Origin of the sequence: Algoriphagus alkaliphilus, assembly GCF_900103735.1 — a bacterium.
Lineage (GTDB): Bacteria > Bacteroidota > Bacteroidia > Cytophagales > Cyclobacteriaceae > Algoriphagus > Algoriphagus alkaliphilus.
On sequence record NZ_FMXE01000048.1, the window covers coordinates 1 to 24,681 of the forward strand.

At 38.9% G+C, this 24,681-nt stretch carries 17 protein-coding genes and 1 pseudogene; 16 read left to right on the top strand and 2 right to left on the bottom strand.

The genetic code is table 11. The annotated features are described in order from the left end of the window. Positions 1-214: 214 nt before the first annotated feature. The 7 genes and pseudogenes from BLQ81_RS20655 to BLQ81_RS20685 all read left to right on the top strand — a co-directional run bounded on the left by BLQ81_RS20655 (position 215) and on the right by BLQ81_RS20685 (position 9,238). Positions 215-2,341, top strand: coding sequence for an ATP-dependent DNA helicase (locus BLQ81_RS20655; protein ID WP_092734638.1), 2,127 nt, complete (start codon positions 215-217; stop codon positions 2,339-2,341). Then, on the top strand, positions 2,331-3,830 hold the full coding sequence (locus tag BLQ81_RS20660; protein WP_092734641.1) for a DUF7017 domain-containing protein: 1,500 nt from the start codon (positions 2,331-2,333) through the stop codon (positions 3,828-3,830). Before BLQ81_RS20655 ends, BLQ81_RS20660 begins: the two co-directional genes overlap by 11 nt. Before the next feature lie 4 nt (positions 3,831-3,834). Beyond that, positions 3,835-4,320: a hypothetical protein gene (locus tag BLQ81_RS20665; RefSeq protein ID WP_092734644.1), complete on the top strand. Its 486-nt coding sequence runs from the start codon at positions 3,835-3,837 to the stop codon at positions 4,318-4,320. Positions 4,321-4,339: 19 nt separating this feature from the next. Beyond that, positions 4,340-4,666, top strand: a pseudogene (locus BLQ81_RS23215) (DUF2513 domain-containing protein). A gap of 217 nt (positions 4,667-4,883) precedes the next feature. Next, positions 4,884-6,611 (top strand): DEAD/DEAH box helicase, encoded by a 1,728-nt coding sequence (locus tag BLQ81_RS20675; RefSeq protein WP_175454307.1) that lies wholly within the window; start codon positions 4,884-4,886, stop codon positions 6,609-6,611. Then, complete coding sequence (locus tag BLQ81_RS20680) at positions 6,608-8,173, top strand: DUF3696 domain-containing protein (protein ID WP_092734653.1); 1,566 nt, start codon at positions 6,608-6,610, stop codon at positions 8,171-8,173. Before BLQ81_RS20675 ends, BLQ81_RS20680 begins: the two co-directional genes overlap by 4 nt. Positions 8,174-8,293: 120 nt before the next feature. Beyond that, entirely contained in the window at positions 8,294-9,238 is a 945-nt protein-coding gene (locus tag BLQ81_RS20685; RefSeq protein ID WP_139183693.1) for a hypothetical protein, read from the top strand. Between the two features lie 11 nt (positions 9,239-9,249). On the opposite strand, the gene BLQ81_RS20690 is transcribed toward BLQ81_RS20685, so the two are convergent. Next, positions 9,250-11,001 (bottom strand): hypothetical protein, encoded by a 1,752-nt coding sequence (locus BLQ81_RS20690; protein ID WP_092734659.1) that lies wholly within the window; start codon positions 10,999-11,001, stop codon positions 9,250-9,252. Positions 11,002-11,206: 205 nt separating this feature from the next. Between BLQ81_RS20690 and BLQ81_RS20695 the strand changes: the two genes are divergently transcribed. From BLQ81_RS20695 to BLQ81_RS20735, 9 genes are all read left to right on the top strand, one after another. Beyond that, complete coding sequence (locus BLQ81_RS20695; RefSeq protein WP_092734662.1) at positions 11,207-12,859, top strand: DEAD/DEAH box helicase; 1,653 nt, start codon at positions 11,207-11,209, stop codon at positions 12,857-12,859. Positions 12,860-13,015: 156 nt separating this feature from the next. Beyond that, positions 13,016-15,088 (top strand): type I restriction-modification system subunit M, encoded by a 2,073-nt coding sequence (locus tag BLQ81_RS20700; protein ID WP_092734665.1) that lies wholly within the window; start codon positions 13,016-13,018, stop codon positions 15,086-15,088. Continuing rightward, complete coding sequence (locus BLQ81_RS22420) at positions 15,085-16,227, top strand: restriction endonuclease subunit S (RefSeq protein ID WP_175454308.1); 1,143 nt, start codon at positions 15,085-15,087, stop codon at positions 16,225-16,227. Before BLQ81_RS20700 ends, BLQ81_RS22420 begins: the two co-directional genes overlap by 4 nt. Positions 16,228-16,309: 82 nt before the next feature. Continuing rightward, the gene (locus tag BLQ81_RS20710) at positions 16,310-16,828 is read left to right on the top strand and encodes a hypothetical protein (RefSeq protein WP_092734669.1); all 519 of its coding nucleotides are present in this window, start codon (positions 16,310-16,312) and stop codon (positions 16,826-16,828) included. Positions 16,829-16,865: 37 nt separating this feature from the next. Continuing rightward, positions 16,866-17,252: a helix-turn-helix domain-containing protein gene (locus BLQ81_RS20715; protein WP_175454309.1), complete on the top strand. Its 387-nt coding sequence runs from the start codon at positions 16,866-16,868 to the stop codon at positions 17,250-17,252. Continuing rightward, entirely contained in the window at positions 17,242-17,694 is a 453-nt protein-coding gene (locus BLQ81_RS20720; RefSeq protein WP_092734675.1) for a hypothetical protein, read from the top strand. Before BLQ81_RS20715 ends, BLQ81_RS20720 begins: the two co-directional genes overlap by 11 nt. A 6-nt stretch (positions 17,695-17,700) precedes the next feature. Continuing rightward, the gene (locus BLQ81_RS20725) at positions 17,701-19,716 is read left to right on the top strand and encodes a RecQ family ATP-dependent DNA helicase (protein WP_092734677.1); all 2,016 of its coding nucleotides are present in this window, start codon (positions 17,701-17,703) and stop codon (positions 19,714-19,716) included. Then, positions 19,713-20,864: a DNA-processing protein DprA gene (locus tag BLQ81_RS20730; RefSeq protein WP_092734680.1), complete on the top strand. Its 1,152-nt coding sequence runs from the start codon at positions 19,713-19,715 to the stop codon at positions 20,862-20,864. Before BLQ81_RS20725 ends, BLQ81_RS20730 begins: the two co-directional genes overlap by 4 nt. Before the next feature lie 4 nt (positions 20,865-20,868). Then, the gene (locus BLQ81_RS20735) at positions 20,869-24,081 is read left to right on the top strand and encodes a type I restriction endonuclease subunit R (protein WP_092734683.1); all 3,213 of its coding nucleotides are present in this window, start codon (positions 20,869-20,871) and stop codon (positions 24,079-24,081) included. A gap of 295 nt (positions 24,082-24,376) precedes the next feature. Here BLQ81_RS20735 and BLQ81_RS23045 read toward each other — a convergent pair. Further along, on the bottom strand, positions 24,377-24,681 hold a 305-nt coding region (locus BLQ81_RS23045), incomplete at its 5' end, for a transposase (protein ID WP_317042051.1).

The following is a 24,681-nucleotide window of genomic DNA, read 5'->3' on the forward strand; positions in this document are numbered from 1 at the left end:
AGAGGATATAGAACATTCGCCAACTTTAGAAGTGCTATTTTATTCTTTAACGGTGGATTAGACCTATATCCCCACTAACTTAAGGGTAGAACCAAATTTTTAGGATTCCTTGAAGACTTCATTTTTAAGGTTAACAGTAACTTAGGGAAGACCTAAATTTCCTGTGCACCTTCACTTCACACCACCCTGCTAGCTTTGAATCAAATTTAAACCCATGAGCATCTTAACCCACTTTCAACATCTTTCTCTAAGTCCCGACCAAGAACAGGCTCTTCAAGGTGTTGATCAGTTTTTGGCGAGCAATGCTGAGGTTTTTATTCTCAAAGGCTACGCAGGTACCGGAAAAACGACCATACTCAAGGGAATTATTGACTTTTTAAAAGATCAAAAAAAGCAAGTTGAAGTGATGGCACCCACTGGCCGAGCTGCCAAAGTACTTAGAGACAAAACTGGATTCGGGCAAACTATCCATAAGACGATCTACAATTTCAAGGAGCTAAAAACTACAGAAGATGATGGGGATGACGCAGGCTCTTCTTTCCATTATTTTTTCCCTATTCATCAAATCGAAGACAATGAAACGGTTTTGATTATTGACGAGGCATCCATGGTTTCCAGTAAGGAATCCCATCATGAGCTTTTCACTTTTGGAACTGGCATTCTGCTGGATGATTTAATTACCAATTCCAGGATACCTTTTTCGAAATGCAAATTGATCTTGGTAGGTGATCCTGCCCAGTTGCCTCCGGTTGGTGACAATCAATCCCTAGCATTGAGTGAGGAATATTTCGAATCCCTCGGTTTTAAAACCGCTTCTGCTACACTTACGACTGTCAAACGACAGAATCAAAATAGCATTTTGGAAAATGCCTTCAGGATTCGGTCGCTAATTGGGAATAAGCAGAAACCGTCATTTCAATTTCTTTTTGATCAAACCAACTCTTTTGAAATACCGACCGACCACGTCCCGCATCAATATGTAAGAGAATTCCCCATCCCCGAAATCGGAAACGGCGTCATCATCGCGTATAGCAACAGCCAATGTCACCAATACAATTTTGCAGTACGGGAAAAGCTATTCCCCGGTAAGCATACTGTGCAAGCAGGAGATGTCTTGATGATAAATCATAATAATTACCATACCTATGGTGTGGAAATGATGAATGGGGAGATGGCAAAAGTCATCGGAGTAAACTCCTCCTTAATCGAGCGGAAGAATATCCCTGTATTTGATGTCATCGCTGGAAAAAGAGTGAAAAAGCATGTCACTCTGGGTTTCCGTGAGGTCACCATTCGCTTGGGAGGTCACTCAGAGGATGTGAAATGTTTGATTATCGATTCTCTCCTCAATTCACCGAATAGAGATCTACATATTTTGGAATTGAAGGCACTCTATGTGGATTTTGTCATGCGCTTCAAGGAAGAGCAGGAAAAGAATAAGCAACAAGGGAGAATGTCACTGAGAGTAGGATCAACAGAATTTAAAGACCGATTGAAATCAGACCGATTTTTCAATGCCGTTCGCGTGAAGTACGGCTATGCAATTACCTGTCACAAAGCACAAGGCGGAGAATGGGATACTGTTTTTGTCGATTATTATGGTAGAACGAGTTTAGCGGATGATCCCTTGAGATGGAGTTACACTGCCACCACCAGAGCCCGTTCAAAATTCTTTGCAGCAAATGCGCCTCTGATCACGCCATTCTCCAAGTTTAAAATTAATTCCATTGGTCATTTAACCCATGTACCAGAAAATGCCCTTAGCCTGGGTTTAGTACCACTGTCCCCTTATCATCGGGAAAATCAACCTCCGGCAAAAAGTCTTAAGTTTTGGGAGCTTCAGGAGAAATTTGAAAATTCAGCCTATCAGATCACCCAAGTCCAAAGTATGGGAGAATATCGGGAGCGATATACAATACAACGTGAGGATGAACTTTTGGTCATTGAATCGGACCATAACAAGGCAGGTATTTTTAAAGATTTTCAACCAGTCCCAGGTTCAGCCACAGCTTGGAAAGACGATTTGCTTGATTTGGTACACCAACCCTACCAAGCGGTATATTCAATTGACTATTCCCCTTCCTCTGAAAGTTTGAAAAGGCTTTGGGGCACAATGCGTCAGGCAACTGAAGAATTCGAAGTAACAATAACCAATGTGGAAGAAAAGCTTCAGCAGTATTTTGTATCTTATTTTCTCAAGACCGATGGAAAAGCTGCACTGATCCAATTTTACTTCAATGGAAAAGGGCAACTGACCAGTGCGCTCCCAAAATCCACCGAAGGACCAAACGATCTGAAACTTGCCCAATTAATCCAAAAACTTCAGGAATATGCCAGCTAAGGAAATCAAAGAACTCCGACAATCCGGAAGACTCGAAGAGGCGATGCAGATGGCAAAAGCTGAATTTGAGGAGCAGCCTGATAATATCTGGACCAAAAGGAACCTCAGTTGGGTGTATTATGAATACCTGAAAGCCAATGCCACACCTGATAACTTTGAGGATTTCGTCTCCTGGTTAAATCAGTTGGCAGAATTGGAACTGCCTGAGGATGAAAAGATGCTGTTTGATTCGCTTTCCTTTCAGGTAGGTAAACTGCTATTTGCTTTGACTAGGGAGGAACCTGTATCAGTCCAAAAAATTAATCAATTATTGGGGTTAGTTCGGAATTTCCATTTCACCAAACCTTCAGAAGGCTATAGCTTTTTGCTTAAGGGATTCCACAAAGGTCTAAAGGACACTGGCTATTACTTGGATTTTATTAATTGGTGGGGGATTGAAAACCTGTCCGAGCAGGATCATCAGAAAGAAAAACTGCCAACAGGAAAAGAAATCATGGCCTTGGCCGAGCAAATCTATATTGCCTACGCTAAGCACCTTTTGCCGCAAAGGGATATGCAGGGCAATGTAAACTTTGACAGGGAAAAGGCAGAAGAATTCCTGCCCAAACTGGAAGCATTGGCAGAAAAATATCCCAACTATCAATACCCACCCTATTTTCAAGCCAAGTTACTCCTTGCATTGGGAGATACAGAAGACGTTTTGTCGGCATTAATCCCATTTGCACGAAAGAAGCAAAATGATTTCTGGGTATGGGAGATATTGGCGGAGGCAGTAGAATCGGACAAGGATAAGGTTTTCTCCTGCCACTGTAGGGCATTACTTTGTACGAGTCCTGAAGAAATGCTGGTAGGTGCTCGTCAGAAAATGGCCGAGCTTCTTATCAACAAAAAACTATACAACGAGGCAAAAACTGAGATTGAGCTGATCCTTCAAGTGAAGGAAACCCATGGACATAAAATCCCCGGTGTCATTAATCAGTGGGTTTCTCAAGCTTGGTACAACGAGGCAAAAGCCTTGGATTCAAATAAGACCTTCTATCGTCAGCACAGTGGCTTGGCAGAAGAAATCCTATTTGCAGATACTCCCGAGGAATTGGTTTTTGTCGAATTTGTCAATGCTGACAAAAGTATGCTCAACTTCATTGCGTCAGAGGAGAAGTTTGGCTTTTTCAAGTACGACAGGTTTCTGAAAAAAGTCCAACCGGGCGAAGTGCTAAGGGTAAGATTCAATGGCGGAGCAAAAGGAGGGAGATACAATGTACTGACTTGCAAAAAAGTCAATGACGATTCCTTCAAGTCCCAATTTCAGAAAGAAGTGGATGGGCCGGTGAAAATCAAACCTGGAGCAAGCTTTGGATTTATTGGGGATGCTTTTATCCATCCGAGCCTTATTACAAAATACAAGCTCAGCGATGGGCAAAACTTCAAAGGTCAAATCATCAAAACTTACGATTCCAAAAAGGAAAAGTGGGGCTGGAAATTAATCTAGAAAAATGGAAGAGAATAAACAATTGAAAGAAAAGGAACAGCTTATCGAAGCTGCATTAGAAAAAGTCATTCAGGGAGGAGAAACTAACTACAAGTTGGCTATTTGGGATTTGCAAAAAGCAAAAGATATCTCCCCATTTTTCCATAATAACGATTATTTAAACCAGAAATGTGATGTTTTAACTGCTTTCTTGGAAATTCTTACAGGGATTGAAAATTCAAGACAAAAATTAGTCGTGTGTCTCCTAGAAAGGTCTGCTTTTAATTTAGAAGATGTGAGGGATCAGATTTATTTAAAAAATATTGACCGAATCTATTTGCCGGGATTTACCGAAGATTTATTAAAAAAACAACTTGCTGATATTTGGCTTAAATCTTTAAAATACGATGCCTTAGTTAAAGCCCTTGAAGATTCTGAATCTGATACAATGAAGGATAAGGAAAAGTTGGCTAAGGTGAAACGCATTATTGGTGAGGTCAAACCAGAATAATTTCTATATCTAAATATTTATGAAATGGGATTGGGGCTTAATCAAAGTCATTCTTTCAGTGTTGGAACAGGATCAAAATCCATTTGATTGGAAGAAAAATCTTCAGTTTGATGGATGGAACAAAACGAATGTAAACTTTCATTTTTCGATTCTGACTGAGGCAGGTTTAATCCACTCTCGCAAAATCTCAAATGATTCAGGTGAAACCTAGATTCCTATTTCGTTAACTTGGGAGAGCCATGATTTTTTGGATTCCCTGAAAAACGAAAAGGCTTGGAATAAGCTGAAGTCTAGGCTTTCTCAGGAAGCCGGGAATTTACCATTTGGATTAAAAAAAAGTTTCTAAACCAAGTGATAAAAGCCAATTTTGAGTTTTAGGCTTTATCCCCTCTTATTAAAAATACCTATTGGGATCATATTAATTGTTTAATTTAATCCCTCCAAACAAACACATCCTTTTTCACTTTTGAGTTACCCAAAACCATATGCTTTTAAAAACACATGTAGTCAAATTCCCTCTTCCGTTTTTAAACAAGTCTCCTTACTTAGGCCAATCCATTGATATGAAATTTTCTCTTGACAAAGATCATTTTCTTTTTCAACTGGGCGAGCATTTTCAGAAAGAAGGAAAAGTTGAAAAAAAAGAAAATGAGGAAAAAGAAAATCTTTCTGTGAAAGAAAAAATCAAGGAAGGTTACTTGATTGAATCAGCAAAAGTGGTCGAAATCAAGGATGACGAAGTGCTGGTTGATATATCAGGATCCGAATGTAATCTAAGCGATGGTTCTGCTTTAAACATTTTCAATCGAGCCACCGGATCGGAAGGAGCCGGAAGTGTTTTGTCAACAGATGGCCAATATCTATCGATTGAACCAAGGGGATGGTGGCCAAAAGTTGGAGATGAAGTTAATCTGGAGAAAAATTTCATTGCATTTGATTTCCTAATTTCAAAGAAAGAAGATGATTATTACAGGATACTTCGCTCTGAGAAAAACGCAAAGCTGGTGGATCAAAAGCTTACAAATAACTGTGAATCCATTCAATTATCCATTCCAAAAGTGAGTGTTATGGGCAATCTGGATAAATCTCAAATAAAGGCTTTTAACAAGACCTTAGGTTCGAATTCCGTCACCTTGATTCAAGGACCTCCTGGCACAGGGAAAACCACTTTTGCTGCCCAATTATCTAAATACTTGTTAGAACAGGGGCATGAAGTTTTAGTAACTGCTTTTACACATGATGCTATTAACAACATCTTGAAAAAAATTCAAGAATTAGGAGTTCCGGTTAGTAAGATTGGTAAAAAATCAAAATGCTCAGAACCATTAAGAGCATCTAGAAAGGATATGTTTTCGACCTATGGAAAAGCGAAATCTGTCATAGGTATGACTATCCAAGAATTCTTGAAAAATCACAAAAAGTTCGATTTTATCATTGTGGATGAAGCAAGTCAGATGGATATCGTTTCCGGGGTTCATTTCCTTGCATCGTCAACTAAGACGATTTTCATAGGAGATAATATGCAATTGCCCAATATTCCAAAAATCGCAAATACAGAATTTTCCATTTCAATTTTTGATTTACTTCTTAGGGTCTATAAGTCATCACCACTTTTGACCTCCTATCGATTTAATCAAAGCATTTGCGATTACATCTCTCCAAATTACTATAATGGAAAATTGACCTGCGGAGAGCTAGTACAGTCAGAACAATTGGTATTCCCAAATAATCTGAAGAGCAGCTCTCTAAAGATTCTTAATTCCCAATTTTTGGAAAATCCATTACTCTTCATACATACTGAGGAGGAGGTTGAGTTTTTACTAAATAAAGGACAAGCAAACTTGATTGCTGACCTAGTTGAGGATTTTTTAACTATTGGGATTCTAAAGAAGGAAATAGGTGTAATCGCGCCGAACAATATGCAAGTAAATTTTATCAAAAAGGTTCTTTCTGCACGCAAGATGGATTGGAAAGGAATACAGATCGAAACGGTGAATAAGTTTCAAGGCCAGGAAAAAGAGGTGATTCTCTACTCCTCCGTGATAACCAAAATAGGAAGTGAAAAAGCGAAGTATGATTTTTTCTTTGATATCCGCCGATTCAATGTGGCGGTATCGAGAGCAAAGAAAATGGCTGTTGTCTTGGGAAATCGGGATCTTGTAGCACAAGCAGGAAGCCTCCTTCCCAGTGGAGAAAAAATTGCTGACTTTCTCAATAGATCGGCTCAACTGGACTTTATTGCCAATAGTTCAACAATAGAAAACATAAGTACACCATTACCTATTTTATGAGAGTATTAACTCACATCAGCCTAAAAAATTTCAGACTATTCAAGGAGAAGACCTCCTTTGATCTAGCTCCTATTACGATCTTAACCGGAACAAATAGCTCAGGTAAAAGCAGTCTGATAAAGGCGATTCTGTTACTCAAGAGTAATTTTGAGAAAAATAAGTCTATCGAAGAGATTGATTTTTCTATAGGAGATCACAACTTGAATGATTTCAAAAATTCACTCAATTATAACAGTGAAAGTGATACAATATGTTTTTCTTTTTCATGCTATGTAAATGACATGGGGGTTCATGTAGTTGAACTTATATATAAACTTGACCGCAATAACAAATCTAAAGGTAGGTTAGATTCTTTTGCTCTTTTTGCTTCAGATGGCAATTCAATTTTAAAAGCGTCAAAGCAGTTTGATGATTTTCTTGGCCCTTTAATTAATTATAAATTCGATTTAAATTACTTTATAAATAATTTGAAATATGATTCATTTAATTTCTTGTATGATGATTTAGAAGTTAATTCAAATGAACCTTTGTATGATTTTGATAAGGGATCAATTGAATATGAAATATATGTTGATGAATTGAATAGATTTAAAGAGGATGGAATAGATAGTGAGACTGGATGGACTGAGTATGAATCGAAACATTTCAATCAAACCATTGAAAGTGGAGTGTCCACTTTAGGAGATGAGTTTTTTTATAGGCTTGAGCGAAAATTCGAGGAAAATAAAATAATTGTAAAAAGGAGTAAGCTTGGCGTATTTTTCCATGAACAATTTTCAAGAGTGATTTTGGCTAGTACCATAAGAAACATCATAAATAATTTCAATTCAATAAGTAGCTTTGATTCCATTCGATCAGAATCAAAAAAATACTATATAAGATCTACTGATAATATTGCCTCCTTCTTATTTGATTATAAAAGATATAGTGTCAACTTCAACTCAGAGGTTAAGGGGTTTGTTAAAAGCCAACTTGCCTTGTTTTCACTAGGTGAAGAGATAATAATTGATAATGATGATGATGAAGTAATCTTTAAAGTGTTTTTGAACCAAAATGGACGAAAAATTTTGTTGTCAGATTTAGGATTTGGTTACACGCAACTTCTTCCTGTTATAATGAAAATAGCCTTAGCTGGGCACTTAAACCTTGCTGATGAAGATGAAATTAGAGCAGGTGCATATGAGGGAGAACAACCTTATTATTCTAATTTTTTTGTTCTCCAAGAACCTGAAGGTAATCTCCACCCTTCTTTTCAAACAAAGATTGCGGATTTGATTGTTGAGGCAAATAAAAAGTTTAACATTCGATTTGTTATTGAAACCCATAGTGAATATTTAATTCGGAAACTTCAGTACTTGACTGCTACAAAAAAATTGAGTGTGGATGATACATCTATTTTGTATTTTCATCAGATAGGTTCCAGTGATTATTTGCAATCGCCATATAGATCTATTCGGATACTGGAAAATGGCAGGTTGACTTTGCCGTTTGGGGAAGGTTTTTTTGATGAGGCCGATAGAATAGCTTTTGAATTGTACAGGTTGAAATTAAATGATAATTGATTGAAGTATCCAAACGTTTACCTTGAGGAGAGCTTTACTAAAGAATTCGATCATTATGTTGAAACTCTTCCCGCTAACACTATCCGTTCTACCAAGGATAGTCGATCAAAATATGAAAGCATGAGAAGAATTCATGATTTCCTTATGTCAGCGAATGTGTACTCTGATTTTTCTAAGGAGGATGTTGAAAATTGTTGGACGTCAACTGAAGGTGTCTCAAATAGCCTCAAAGATCAAATTATTCGATCAACATTTAAATCTGATGTTTATGTTGATTCAGGAAGAGAATTGTTCCTGAATAGAAGGATTGATTCAAAGTTTTCTGGTGATTTTTTGTTTTTTACCGGTGATTCATTCAACAAATCGGTTGAGAAGTCAGAAAAATCAGGGCGTATAATTTTAGGCAAAGAGTTCCTAAACAGATCATTCTACCTCAACCACTCTTTTCCTTCTGTTGATACTGATGCAACTTTATATCAGATCAAGAATTTAATTCATCCTTGCTCTGGTTTGGTCATCATAGACAAACATATTTTTAAGGATACGGAAAAATTGGAAAACAAAATACCGAATCTCATTAATGTTATCGATTGGATCATACCCAAACAGCTTTTCCAGAAGTTTGAAGTTTGTGTTGTGACTGAAAATTCAAAATCAAACATGACCAATTCAATTTCTTCTAGGATAAATAAGATCCGGAACCATTTTGGTGATAAAATATCATTGCATGTATTTGCTCCGAAAGAACTTAAAGAAATAGAAACCTCAGATAGATTTATCTTGACAAATTATGCCTTGGTTTCCATCCCCCATCCATTTGATCGGCCTACAACAATTTCATGTAATTTCTTTCCCTCGCAACCCGAAGACTATTCTAGTGACGTGGATGAACGTACAAATAGTAACCCAATAATAGAGGGATATAGGACATGGAAAAGTAAATTGAATCTAGCAAAAAGAGTAATTAGTAGGACACCTTTAGCTTTAGGAACTGTACAGCACACTTGGAAATCGGATGATATAGAACATCAAATATTTACTCCGATTAACGATAAATCCCCATAAGCCTTTCCTATTCAATCAAACCCAAAATTTAAAATCCATAACTGCCTGATTCGATCAATTCTAAAACTGCGGTTCTCCTTTCGATAGTGACAATATCCCGCAATATGTTGGCGATGGTAACCCCATCCATCAAATTCTTGGGTATAATCTAAAGGGCCGAGAGTCCGTAGGCTGTTTTCATAGTTGGCATTGGTGTAAGTAAACCTCACGTACAGCATATTATTAATGGCTAGGTCCATTGCTTCTCTAAGTTTGGTCAGGCCTTGGTTACTGTCCAAGGTTTGGTAAAATGGCGATTGTATCTCTATCAAATCGCTGATCAGTCTAACCTCAAACTCTTGCTCTTTATTTTGGATAAAGTCATAGGCGATCAGCTTGCTGACACTTCTCGTAGTTTCAATTCTGATCGGCTGTACTAACTGAATACTTGAATTGGCATAGTTGAAGGTACAGAACAGGCTTTTATTCTTGATTTCTTCGATGAGGTTAATTAAGTGTGATTCCTCATCGCTGAGCTGACCAATGGCTGTGTCTCGATATGTAATATCTATAAAACCATAAGGTGACCGATTTTCCTTGACAAACTGAATCTCTGTTTCTATTTCTTCATATGCTTCCGGTTCGATTTCAAATTCAATTCCAAGATATTTCTCTCGATAAAAATCTTTCGCCATCTGTTCAGCTTCTTCATAGGTCCATCGCTTAATTCTGGCCAATGAACCGGCTTTTAATAAACTTCCTGAATAATCTGTTCCCAAGAGCGAATCGGCTACTGCAGCGATATACAGTAAGCAGCCTTGAGGATTTTTGACTATTTGTTCTTCTGCAAAACGAATTACCACCCAACCGTTTTTATTGAAATAGTGATCCCTGTCAATATCTGAATTACCTTCATAGTGCATGGGTTTTCTGCTTTTCCCTGAGTATGGTTCATCTATTTCAATGTCAATTAGAAGTCCCCTCGAACTTTCCTGAAATATGAAATCTGGTTCATAATTATTTTTGGCGCCTTCAAAAACGAGAAAATGCTGAGAAAAAATGGATTTACCGAAAGCATCCAAAAGTTTCATTTTGAATCCGGCTTCAGTTACTCCAGAGGATTTTAACTTACCCGGATTTGGGAGAAGTACTTTTGTCCCAGCCTTTGGCATATTAACGTAAGGGAAAAACTTTTCCTTGCCTTTTTGAATCCAAGTTGAATCGGGCATATAGTCCATTTCAACAAATTGCTTTGTAAACTGATCTTTCGAATCTTTTTTGTCTAGTGACGGTTCAGAATATTCTTTTTCGGGGAGATAATTAACAGGAAAAACTTGTCCGCGGGCTTCTCCTATTTTTACTTTTTCTCCCGTCGACTTTACTTTCTGGGCCTGAGCCAGTTTTTTGAGTTTTTCCTCTGCTTGCTTTTCAGGAGTTTTGTAAAGATCAAACCGGATTATGTTAATTATTTGGTTGCTAGTTTCTTTACCTTGATTTGCATCTTCCTTTGTAGTAATTACTTCTATGGGAGCTGGCTCTATTTCTTGTAAATCTATTTCCTTCTTGGACTTCTTGTTTTTCGATTTCGTTCCCCATCTATACAGGAAATAACCAGGACTAAACATGATTAGTATTCCCAATAAAACCCCAAGAAATGTAGGTATCCCACTCTCTGAATTAAAATTGAAATGTTGGCTACTTAAATGATATATAGGTCCAAATCCTCCGAAAATGATCATCCATGTAATCCCAAGATATTTGGCAAATCCTTTTACAACTTTCATTCAATAAAGTTTAGGTGATTTTCAAATCTAAAAATTACAATCTGCAGTTAATTACCACTTAAAAAATAGGCTCTGTTTTCTCGAAGATCAATACTTCCAAAATCCCCACCAGAATGCTCGAAAAACCAATTTCAAAAAAAATTATCGACCGAGATGCTTTTAGTTTTGGGTAATTCCCTATTTTTAAATACAACCCAGCCACTACATGATTTATCCCAACACCTTTCCGGAGTATCGGAAAAATTTTGCTGAAAAAGTAGTTTTCGATGCCTTGTCAGATCTAGGGGATGAATTTGAGATTTTTTACAATAAAAGCTTTGCCAAGCGCCATCATAGAGAACCTCTGCTTTACGAAGTTGATTTTCTGATTTTTGATTTACGGGGTGGGAAGCTCAATTATGTATTTGTGGTAGAAGTTAAGGGTGGGGCGATTTCCTATTCTGCCAAAAGAAATCTATGGTATTCCGGTGACAGGGAGATGGAGAAAGGGCCCGATGAACAAGCCGCTTCTTATGTCCGGAATTTGATATCCAGATATGAGAAAGTTGGAGCTAATGCAGTTCCCTTTATTTGGCTTTTGTGGTTTCCGGATGGAGTGAAGAAAAGTAAGGAATACCTCCCCAGCCAACTTGATAAATGGCGAGTCTTGGATCAATACGCACTCACTGATCCCACTAAATTCATCGATAATACAATAAATCAACTCCCTCACAATTTCAAACATTTTGGCGGACTCACTTTCGAAAAATATCAGGAAGTCATTCAAAAAGATCTGCTCGCGGATTTTGACCAAACTCCCAATCTCAAAGCCTTACTTCATGAGATCAATCTGACTTATGATCAGCTTGCTACCAATCAAAAAGCATTTTTCACGGGTTTGACAGATCTGCCTCGATTGGCAATCAGTGGTGGTGCAGGAAGTGGCAAATCCATTCTAGCCAAGTTTGCGGCAACCTATTTTACTGAAGAAGGAAAAAATGTACTCTTACTTTGCTTCAACAAACAATTGAAGAACGATCTGAGTAAAGGTCTTCCCAAAATCGTATTAGTGGATCATGTTTTGAATTTTATGAGTTCGATGATCCATCAATTTACTGGCAAAGCGGTTACAGCTGATTTGGAAAATTTGGAGGATTACTACCTGAATGTTCTTCCAACAGAATTCTTTACCATAATCCAAAGCCGTGAATGGAAGGATGCCGAACTTTTTGATGCCATTGTAATCGATGAGGGTCAGGATATGAAGGGCGAATGGCTTGAATGGTTTGTTACATTGCTCAAACCTGAAGGCAAATACTTTATCTTCTTTGACGAAAGGCAAAATATCTTCAATCGGGATTTTCGCCTTCCGCAATCTGAAGTTTGGACTCCATTCAAACTCTCCTATAACTATCGCAACTCAAAGAATATCAACTCCTACATAAATTCTCATTTGAATCTTTCACTGATACCCGGAGTCGTGCCAGAGGGAAGAGAAGTAATGCTTAAGTCCTACACTTCCCAAGAGAATCTATTGAAAGAGATAAGCAAAATCTTATTTCAACTCATTCGAAAAGATGAAATTCCGCATTCATTGATCAAAATAATGCTGGATGGTTCGCTTCGGTCTTGGGAAATTGAAGAATGGAAACTGGATTTTGAGTTTAATCTCGCCTTGCTTGACCCGGACAAAGAACAAGACAAAAATGTCATCTACCTAACCTCCATCAATCGGTTCAAAGGCTGTGAGTCTGACGTCCTGATTCTGGTTCTCAAAACTCCATTATTCCCTATTCCCGATGAAAAAATGAGATATACGCAATTGAGCCGGGCGAAAGGGTTGTTGATCATTTTCGAAAAGTTGGAAGAAGCTTCATAGATCTCTAATTCATTAAAATAAAAAAACTAAGCCTAATCAAATCAGCACTTTTCAATGAAGCAATCCCAAATGACCTTCAGCAGCATTCATCCTACGCTTTAATTTACCTACTTTAAACCTCTCAAGAATAAATTACCCCTTTATCAAATTTCTGAAATGCAAGGAAAACAACTTAGAAAATTAGAAACCGAACTGTGGAGAGCTGCTGACCAACTCAGAGCAAACAGCAAACTGACCGCCTCGGAATACTCCATGCCGGTATTGGGGCTAATCTTCTTACGACACGCTTACAATAGATTTCAAAAAGTAAAAGTTGAGGTTGAAAAGACCCTGCCCTCACATCCGCAGCGTGGGAAACGTCCGCTGACCAAAAAGGATTTTGAAGAGCAAAATTCCATGTTTCTTCCCGACGAGGCACAGTTTGATTACCTGGTTTCGCTACCTGAAAGTGCTGACATAGGCGAAGCAATTGACAATGCGATGAAACTGATCGAGGATGAATACGATAACCTCAAAGGGGTATTGCCAAAGAACTTTTCCATTTTCAGCAAAGACTTATTACGGGAACTGCTCCGAATTTTCAACAAAGAAGTTTTACAAAAAGCGGAAGGGGATCTGTTTGGAAAGATTTACGAATACTTCCTGGGCAAATTTGCAATGACCGGAGCACAGGAAGGTGGAGAGTTTTTTACGCCCATGAGTTTGGTGCAAACCATTGTAAACGTTATTGAACCCGACCATGGGACGGTATTTGATCCTGCTTGCGGCAGTGCGGGTATGTTTGTACAAACGGGTTATTTTATCGAAAGCGAAGGACTGAAACCTGCCGAAAAGGTTACTTTTTACGGACAGGAAAAAGCTGAGCTAAATACCAAATTGGCCAAGATGAACTTAACCGTTCACGGACTGGAAGGGAACATCCAGGAAGGAAACACCTTTTACGAAGACAAACACAGCCTTGTAGGTGGAGCCGATTTCGTCATGGCCAATCCTCCTTTTAATGTAGATGGGGTGGACAAAGCAAAAGATGCAGTAAAGAAGGATCCTCGTTTAATCTTGGATGGCAAAGTAAATCTCCCTAAAAACGACAATGCCAATTATTTGTGGATTCAGTATTTCTACAATTACTTGAAGCCTACCGGACGAGCAGGTTTTGTAATGGCTTCGTCTGCCAGCGATGCCGGACACACAGAAAAAGATATTCGGGAGAAGTTGGTAAAAACGGGTGCAGTAGATGTGATGATGGCGATTGGTAACAACTTTTTCTACACCAGATCTTTGCCTTGCACCCTTTGGTTCTTTGACAGAGCCAAAGAGAACGACGCCACCAAAAGGGACAAAGTGCTGATGCTGGATGCACGTAAAATTTACCGAAAGGTAACGAGCAAGGTCAACGACTTTAGCCCTGAGCAGCTGCAAAACCTGATTTGCATTGTCAACCTCTACAGAGGCAATACCCAAAAGTTTGATGCTACTGTGCAAGACTATCTGGAAAGCTCAGTTGCCTATGCCAAAGAAACTGCCCAAGTCCTGGACTTACTTCAGCAACAGTTTGAAAAAGTCCATGAAGCCGTAGTGAATTTTGCTGTGAAGCTGGCAGAAACGGATAAAACAGCACAGACTTTTGCGGATACGTTATTTCTTGAAGAAGGCGAGGCCGTGGAGCAAATGCAAAATGAGTTAATCTCCCTGGCAGAAAATGCTACCGCAACCGAACAAATCCTGCAGCCGATTGCGCTGGCGTGTAAAAACCTGAGGAAGCAACAGGACAAGCTGATCAAGCAATTCCTCGATGCCATCACCCAGGGACAAAAGGAACTTCAGCTTAACAAAAACAAAGACTGGAAAGAGCTTGGGCTAAAAGAGCAACTCGACCAACTGAAAGCCTTGCAACAGCAACTCAGCGGCAATCCAGATGAAGAAGAACCTGGACTGCTACATGAAACCGAATACTTCTACAAACAAGCCCATTGGCTGAATAGCCGCTTTCCTGACGGCGTCTATGCCGATGTGGAAGGACTATGTAAAGTAGTAAACCAAACGGAAATAGAAGCCAAAGACTGGAGCCTAAGCCCGGGCAGATATGTAGGTGTGGACACTGCCACCGATGAAGACTTTGATTACGAAGAACGCCTGAACGAAATACATATTGAGTTGGAAGGATTGAATGAGGAAGCTGTTGCTTTGGCAAATTCTATTTCAGAAAATTATAAAACGGTGTTGATATGAGTTGGGAGAAGGTGAGTTTAGAAAGTATCTCCACAAAAATCGGAGATGGATTACATGGAACACCAAAATATGATGATTCAGGAGAGTATTATTTTATTAATGGCAATAATCTTTCAAATGGAAAAATTCTGATTAAAGAAGACACCAAGAGAATTTCAAGTATTGAATATGATAAAATCAAAAAAGAACTAAATGACAAAACAGTTCTTGTTGCAATAAACGGGACATTAGGAAATATAGGTTTGTATCGGGATGAACCTGTGGCATTAGGAAAAAGTGCTTGCTACATTAAGGTAAATGAAAAAGCAGAGAAACTTTTTGTTAGATATGTTTTAGCGAATAAAGACTTCCAAATATATGCTCGTGATTTTGCAACAGGTTCTACAATAAAGAATTTAGGACTTAAAGCAGTTCGTGATTATTCATTTAATCTTCCCCCACTCCCCACCCAACGCAAAATAGCCAGCATCTTATCAGCTTATGATGATTTGATAGAGAATAATTTGAAGCGGATCAAGTTGCTGGAGGAGAAGGCGTTTGCAAGTTATAAGTTGCTGGATAAGGTTAAAAAGTTTATACTTTCTGATTTGTATGATACTAGTTCTGGTGGAACGCCTTCAAGAACTAATGCGGAATATTTTACTGGAGAAATAAATTGGTTTAAGTCAAAAGAACTATCAGATAGCATCTTACTTGAAAGCGAAGAAAAAATTACAGAAGGTGCGGTTGAGAAATCTTCTACCAAACTCTTTCCAATTGGCTCTGTAATTATGGCAATGTACGGTGCAACCATTGGAAAACTCGGTTTGCTTTCTCAGCCTTCCACAACAAATCAAGCTTGTTGTGCAATTATTGAAAAAGACGAATTAAAAAGTAATTACTACATTTTAAATTGGCTCCTTGAAAACAGAGAATATATTTTGAGTTTCAGAATGGGTGCCGCTCAGGAAAATATTAGCCAGCAAATAATTAAAAATCTGTTGGTTTCAATCCCAAAAGATATCGATCTAAAAATATTCAATTCAGAGATAAAACCAATTTATCAATTAATCAAAAACCTTCATCAACAAAATACCAAACTGCGGGAGGCACGGGATATTTTATTGCCTAGACTGATGAATGGACAAATAGAAGTGTAATTGGTTGAGTTAAAACAGGTAGATTCCAAAGCCATTCAATTCACTTAAAAGTGAAACAAAAAATTTTATAATTCAGTTATAAGTGAATACATTTACACTCGAAATATTTGACGACGAAGGAAGGCAATGTACCTTTTACACTGTAAGGTGGGAGGAGGCTGATGTTTCTGAGACAAATAGGTTTTTCGAAAAATATGAAAACGAGTCAAACTTTGAAAAACCGATTCAAGAGTTGGCGGTATTCCTCACTAAGAAAATCGGAAATGATGTCGGAGCACAGAAAGATTTTTTCCGTTTTGAAAATGCAGCCCAAGCACTTCCTCCATCTGGTAGGTATAAAGTGGGAGAAATCACCATCAACTATGGTGATTTTCCACTTCGGTTATATTGTTTGCGCATTTCAGACAACTTGGTGGTATTGTTTAACGGTGGTGAAAAAACCGCTGAATCTGCACAGGGAGGTACAACAAGTATGGCTTTTCATGAGGCCAATTTATTTGCAAAAAGAATATTAACAGCATTACAAGCAAGAGAAATCTATATAACGCCCGACGAAAGAGGGTTTAGATCCGTCGACGACGCCGAGGAAATATTTTTATAAAACAAACACTATGAGAAGCAAAGTCTTACAAAGAATATTGGATAATACTCCAAAAGAGGTTGACATATTTGTTGATTTATACGCTGACCTTGTGATCCGCATCAATCAGCTATTGCGTGAAAAAGGAATTACAAAGAAAGAATTGGCTGAAAAGTTAGAAAAGCAGCCATCCGAAATATCAAAATGGCTAGGGGGAGAGCATAATTTCACCCTGCGGTCTTTGGCAAAGTTGTCTGCTGAGTTGGGCGAACCGTTATTGGAAGTGCCCAAGAAAAAAACACAGACTGAATTTGTGGAAGATGGATTTATCTGCAGGGCCCACACTTTTGTAAGCTATAGAAAAGTAGAACCTTCACCTAAAGGAAAAGAATGGCTATTGCCTGTAGAATCAGAACCATCAAATGAATTGAGCTATGGAACATAAAGATAAGTTTGACCCTGAAAAAATCGCTTTGATTGAGTTTAAAATGATAAAAGGTCAGGTGGATACACCTGAAAATTTTGATATCAGCAAAGTGGGAGGCCATGAATTAGATCATGCCTTAAAATTAGGGTTTAACCTCAGTGATAAATTAGCCAAAGCAGATTTTACAATTAGTATCAAAACCAATAGTAAGGGATCAAATGAATCTGAAGCCTCAGGAAATTTTCACCTTTTGTTCTTGTATCAAATCGAAAATTTGGCAGAATTGGCTATTCCTGCGAAAAACAAAAAATTAGAATTACACCCGGGATTAGCCAATGCCTTGTCCTCGGTTACCTATTCCACCGCAAGAGGGATATTATTAACGAGATTACAGGGAACAGCTTTACAAAACTTTGTTTTGCCCATTATCAATCCAAATAAATTGCTTCAAAATAAGTAGGAAAAGATGAACCGTCAGCTAGCTGAGATACAACTAAAAAAGCTTTTTGGTTTTCCCCATTTTCATGATTTGCAATGGCAGGTCATCGATAAATTACTCTCAGGAATGAGAGTGTTGTTTATTGAGAAAACAGGCTTCGGAAAATCATTGTGTTTTCAATTTCCTGCTACCCAACTGGATGGGGTGACCATCGTTTTTTCACCTCTAATCGCCTTGATGCGAGATCAAGTAAGGAGTATGCAGGACAAAGGCATAAGAGCAGCAGCTATCAATTCCAACCAAGAACGAGACGAAAACAATAACATAATCGAGCAGGCTCAGAATAACGAGTTGGACATCGTATATATCGCCCCGGAACGCATGGAAAATGCGGAGTGGATTTCAGCTTCCAAAGAGATGAAAATTGCAATGATCGTGATCGACGAGGCACATTGTATTTCTATTTGGGGACAGAGCTTTCGGCCAAATTATCGCAGGATTGTCAATTTGGTAAAACTACTCCCCAAGACTTTTCCGGTATTAGCCACGACAGCTACTGCGACACCACGGGTAGAGCAGGACATTATCGACCAGGTGGGTTCTGATCTAGTACCCATCCGTGGCAGACTCCTCCGCTCCAATATTGGTTTGACAGTAGTGAAAGTGCAGAGTCAGGCCGAAAAAATGATTTGGCTCGGAAAAGTCATGGATCACCTTCCCAAGCCTGGCATTGTCTACACCGGAACTCAAGCCGATACCGATATTTTTGCGAATTGGCTTCAGTTTTTAGGGATTAAATCCACGGCCTACAATGGTCGCTTGGATCCGGAAAGCCGAAAGCGAATCGAAGAATCCTTCATGGCAAATGAGTACGAAGTCATCGTCTCAACCAATGCCTTGGGTATGGGGATAGACAAGTCAGATATCCGATTTATCATCCACACTCAAATTCCACAGTCCCCTATCCATTACTACCAAGAGTTTGGAAGGGCTGGAAGAAACGGAGAAAAAGCACATGCAATATTGCTGTATAATCCTCATGTGGACTTAGAGCTTCCCCGTGCTTTTATCGAAGGTTCCAAGCCCTCTCGGGAAAAATACAATCGGGTGATTTCTGCGGTGAAAAGTGCATTGATGGGAAGAAACGAAGTAATTAAAGCTGTCAATTTAAAGCAAACGCAGGTTTCAGTGATTTTGGCAGATTTGGTTGATCAGGGTGTAGTGAATGAGCAGGTGAGAGGAAGCAGCAAAAAGTACTTTTACAATCCTCAAGCTCCTGATTTTGATTTCACTAAGTTCAATAAGCTTAGAGCTGCCCAGGAACAAGAGTTGTCAAAAATGGTGGAATATGTCAATTTGGATTCCTGCAGGATGGGATTTCTCTGTGAGTACTTAGGTGATGAACCTGCGCATTATTGTGGCATCTGTGACAATGACAGAGGGAAAAAGGTCATTGTGCCTTCTGATCCTGTTTTTGAGGAAAAGGTGAAGACTTTTTTGGAAAATTTCTTCCCTGTTCTGGAAGTAGAGACAAGCAAAAGCAACCTGGTGAATGGAATCGCAGCTTCCTACTATGGAGTATCAAATGTGGGGTCAGCGATCAAGCACTGCAAATATGGTGGAAGAGGGGATTTCCCGGACTGGTTATTAAGGCAAACCTTAAGAGCCTATCGGAAGCATTTTGGAAGTGAGACCTTTGATTTGGTTCTTTATGTTCCACCGACAGAGTCCGGAGATTTAGTCAGAAATTTCGCCGGCAAAGTGGCTAGAACTTTGGGGTTCCCAATTTCGGATGGCTTGGTAAAATCCAGGCCGACGGAACCCCAGAAGATTTTCGAAAGCGGACTTTCCAAAAAAGACAATGTCGCCGGGAAATTCCGATTTGAAAAGCACGAAGAAATAAAAGGAAAAAGTATATTGTTGATCGACGACATTTTTGACAGCGGATATACCATCAAAGAAATTGGTCAGTATTTGACTAACCTAGGAGCTGAAAAAATTGCGCCATTGGTTATAGCGAGAACAGTTGGAGGAGATATATGAAAGAAGCAGCAGAATACACTTATTGGATTGCAATAGCACATTTACCGAAATGGACGACTGATCGAATCAATCGCTTGATTGTACAGATCGTTCATGATAAAAAAATGTCTTTGGAAGAATTTTTCAACTTGAATGCTCAGGGTTGGACTGAGATTTTTTCTTTAACTGCAAAAGAGATCGCCGATCTGGAATTCACCAAAAAAGATCTTCCTCGATTGGCTTTCATAGCTGAACAGTTACAGAGTGAGGGCTTTGATCTGATTCCCCTGAACTCTCCTGAATATCCTACGGAATTGAAGGAAAATCTTAAGGTAAAAAGCAGCCCACCTTTACTCTACGTCAAGGGTAGAAAAGGACTTCTTAAGGAAGATGCGGTCGCCATAGTCGGCTCCAGAAAAGCGGGTCAAAAGGCGTTGGACTTTACGGATCATGTTGCTAAAAAAAGTGTAAAAGAATCCAAGGTCATTGTAAGTGGATTTGCTAAAGGAGTAGACAAACAAGCTTTGGACAGCACATTGGAAGCAAATGGGAAGAGTATTATTGTGCTTCCACAAGGCATTTTGACCTTTCAGTCCGGATTCAAAAAATACTATCAACCCATCATAAATGGAGATGTGCTTGTATTAAGTACATTTTTCCCAAAAGCCGGATGGGATGTTGGTTTGGCGATGGCAAGAAATGCTTACATCTATGGTTTGGCCAAAGAAATTTATGTGGCGGAATCAGACAGTAAGGGCGGAACTTGGGAAGGTGCCATGGATGGACTAAAAAGAAAGCGTTCTGTTTATGTCAGATTTCCGGAAAAGAAAGAAAAGAATGCAAATCTCAGCTTGATTAATTTGGGTGGAATCGCTGTGGATGATTGGGGAGAAAAAATTCAAGACCAATCCCCAGCTAATGAGATTAAGAAAAATGGAATAGATGAAAGCATCAGCTCTGATCAGGAAGAACTGACTCTTGAGCAAAAAATATTGGCTTTCTTGACTAAAGGCCCCTTCACGGCTAAGGAAATAACCATAGGTTTAAAGCTTGATTGGGATACCAAAAAAGTCACAACCTTCCTCAAAAAGAATCCTAATGTCAAAATGATTGAGGGTAAGCCCACAAAATTTTCACGGACGGATGCGACTACTCTAACTTTATTTTGATGTAATGGCTTGGGAATATTCAGAAGACAACCTCATTGAACAGACAGCGATTGATTTATTTTTTCATCAATTAGGTTGGGATACATTATTGGCTTACAACAGTGAAATCTTCGGAACAGGATCTACACTTGGAAGACAGAGCAAAAAAGAAGTCGTTCTGAAAAAATATTTCATTGAAAAAATCAGTGCATTCAATCCTGGATTACCCCAAAAGGCCTACGATGAAGCATACCAAAAACTTACAGAGGAAAGTACCACTAAGTCTTTTGAAGAACTCAATTTCGAAAAATATCAGCTTCTGAGAAATGGCATTCCTGTAGACTTCATAAATGAGAAGGGGGAACAAATAAGGAATAAAGTAATTAAGGTTTTTGATTTTGAAAATGCCGAGAACAATAACTTTTTGGCGGTTCGGCAACTCTGGATACAGGGAAAAAGCAGGCGAGAAAGGAGACCCGATATCATTGGCTTTGTCAATGGTATTCCACTGTTATTCATCGAACTGAAAGCAGCCCACCGAAAATTAGAAAACGCCTACAACGATAATTTTACCGACTACAAGGATGTCATTCCACACCTGTTTCATTACAATGCATTTGTATTGTTAAGTAATGGAATAGAAAGTAGAATCGGCAGTGTTACGGGTAAGTATCAGCATTTTCATGAGTGGAAACGCATCACCGAAGAAGATGAGGGCATTGTTGCTTTGGATAGAATTATTGTAGGGGTTTGTGAAAAGCAGCGCTTCCTAGATTTATTTGAAAACTTTATCCTCTTTGACAATTCCTTAGGCAAAGTAGTCAAACTGATCGCCCGAAATCACCAGTTTATTGGTGTCAACAAAGCCATTGAAAATGTCAGGCACAAAGAATATCTCTATAAATTGGGTAAAATCAGTTTCGAAGAAAAGCAGAAATTGGGGGTATTTTGGCACACTCAGGGAAGCGGAAAATCCTACTCGATGGTTTTCTTTTGCCAGAAAATCCACCACAAGTTTACAGGCAGTTATACTTTTTTGGTAGTAACCGACCGCAACGAATTAGACACACAGATTTATGGTACATTCAGTGGAATAGGAGCAGTTCCGCAGGTAAAATCGGGACCAAAAGACTCCTTAAAAGCCAACAGCGGGAAGCATTTGAAGGACTTATTGAGTTCAGAACATCGCTATTTGTTCACCCTCATTCACAAATTCAATTTTGAAGAAGAAATTACCAAAAGGGAAAACATTTTCGTGATTTCAGATGAAGCCCATCGGACGCAAGGAGGTCAATTGGCCATGAACTTGCGCAATGCCCTTCCGAATGCTTCTTTTATCGGTTTCACAGGCACACCGCTATTTAAAGACGATGAAATTACCAAGCGGATTTTCGGCGATTATGTGTCCCGTTACGATTTCAAACGGAGTGTGGATGATGGGGCCACAGTTCCACTTTATTATGAAAATAGAGGCGAATATTTAGGATTGAAAAATCCAACGATCAATGACCAAATTAGGCAGTTGCTGGAAAATGAGGAATTGGAAACCGACCAACGCAGCAGAGTTGAACAATTGATCGCAAGAGAATATCCAATTCTCACAGCCAAGAAAAGATTAGATGCGATTGCCAAAGATGCGGTTTGGCATTTCTGTAATCGTGGGTATAAAGGCAAGGGAAAGTTTATCGCTTTGGATAAACTTACTGCAGTAAAAATGTACGACCTGATTACTCATCATTGGAAATTGACTGTTGAGCAATTGGAAAAGGAAGTTGCAAAGGGCAAATACGGAGATCAGGAATTGTTGGAGAAAAGCCGGGAACTCCAATGGATCAGGGAAACGGAAGTTTGTGTGGTTGTCAGCTCTGAGCAAAATGAGATTCAGAAGTTTCAGAAATGGGATTTAGACATTGAGCCACACCGTGAGAAAATGAACACTCAAGACCTTGAGACAAGGTTTAAAGATGAAAATGATCCGTTCCGGTTTGTGATTGTTTGTGCCATGTGGATTACTGGATTCGATGTCCCTACGCTTTCCACTTTATATATTGACAAACCCTTGAAATCCCATACGCTGATGCAGGCTATAGCAAGAGCTAACCGCATCAGCGAAGGAAAAAACAATGGGTTGATCGTGGATTACATTGAAACCTACACTGCTTTATTAGATGCCTTGGCTGTTTATGGTTCCGGAGGAGAGGATGGTCCCGCAACACCTGAACCCCCGGTAAAACCAAAAGAGGAGCTTATCCAAGAGCTAGAGGAAACCTTAAATGCAACCGAGTCCTTTCTTCTTGATGAAGTCAATTTCGATTTGCAGGAATTAATCAATGCTAATGGACTACACAAGTTAGCCGCCCTGGAAAAAGCAGTAAATTCTGTTTACACTAACGACGAAACCAAAAGTAAATTCCAGATTTTGGCAAGAGAGGTTTTTAAGAAATACAAGGCCTTGCAACCGGACAAAGTTTTAAACCAATATGCGTTGAGAAAAAATGCGATAGATGTAGTCTACTCTGCGATAGAAGGCAATATTGAGAGTGCCGATGTGGCTGATATAATGCGGAAAATCCAACATGTGGTAGATGAATCAATTGAGAATATGGTTTCTGAACCAAATCTCAATGATGCTAATCTTATTGATCTCAGTGGTTTGAATTTCGAGTTACTTGAGCAATATTTTTTGAAAACAAAAAACAAAAATGCCCTGGTACAATCATTAAAAGACAAGATTGAGAAGAACCTGAAACGGATGGTTGAGCGAAATCCACTTACGATTGACTATTACAAGCGATACCATGAGATAATCGAAGAATACAATCGAGGTAAGGATGAAGTGGTCATCAAAGAGACCTTCAGAAAATTGATCGAACTCGTCAATTCCTATTCAGTAGAAGAGGCAGATACAAAACGAGAGGGACTCACTGATGAACAGAAAGCCATTTTCGATATTCTGAGACAAGGTAAAAAACTTGAAGAGCAGGAAAAGGATGAAATAAAAAAGATATCAGTCGGACTCCTCGAAGAATTGAAGAAAGAGAAATTGAAGGTGGAACAGTGGGCCGATAAGACAGTAACCGCAGCGGCTGTTTTCAACTATGTGAGTAAAACACTTTTTGAGGTTTTACCCTATCCAACGTATCAAACTGATGATATTGACCTAAGGACCAATTTGGTTTTTGATCACTTGAAAAGTCAGTACTATGGGGGCGGCAATAGTTTGTATGGGAGGTATTAATTTGCTAATTTTTAAATAGGACTTTTTTTTCCATATTTTTATTGCGAATTAATGAAAGATAACTCAAAATCAGGTGGTATGATTAGATCAATTATTTTTTATATATTCTGACTTACAAATCTTTGAAATTCCGCTGTTGAAAGCTACTTTATAAAAACAGGTTCGTATAAAATTAGGATATTCAGAGATTGATTGATAAAAGAGAGCATTAGAATAAGTTTGTTTATAGGATGGGACTTTTTTGAATGAACATTTAGTCAAAAGTAATATGCCTAAGTAGGGCCTGCTGAAAAACTCAGGCTGCATAAGTTAATAAAGCCAGTCCAGATTCCCTCTTGGACTGGTTTTTTATCTTAAAGACGGTTAGGATTACGTTCAACGTGTTATGAAATGCAGGATTTAACTTCTCCTGTGCTGAAAAACCTAGGCATGCCAGTGCCATCCCGGCCAGTTTGACCAGGTTCAGCACTAGGATGATGGAGGCGATCCACGATTGGCTGGTGTGTTTAAGTCTGGCTCTGATCCGGTTCATCCCGTATGCATTTTTAGCTTGTCCAAACTTCCCTTCGATCGGGTTCCTCTCTCCGGGTCTTACGTGGT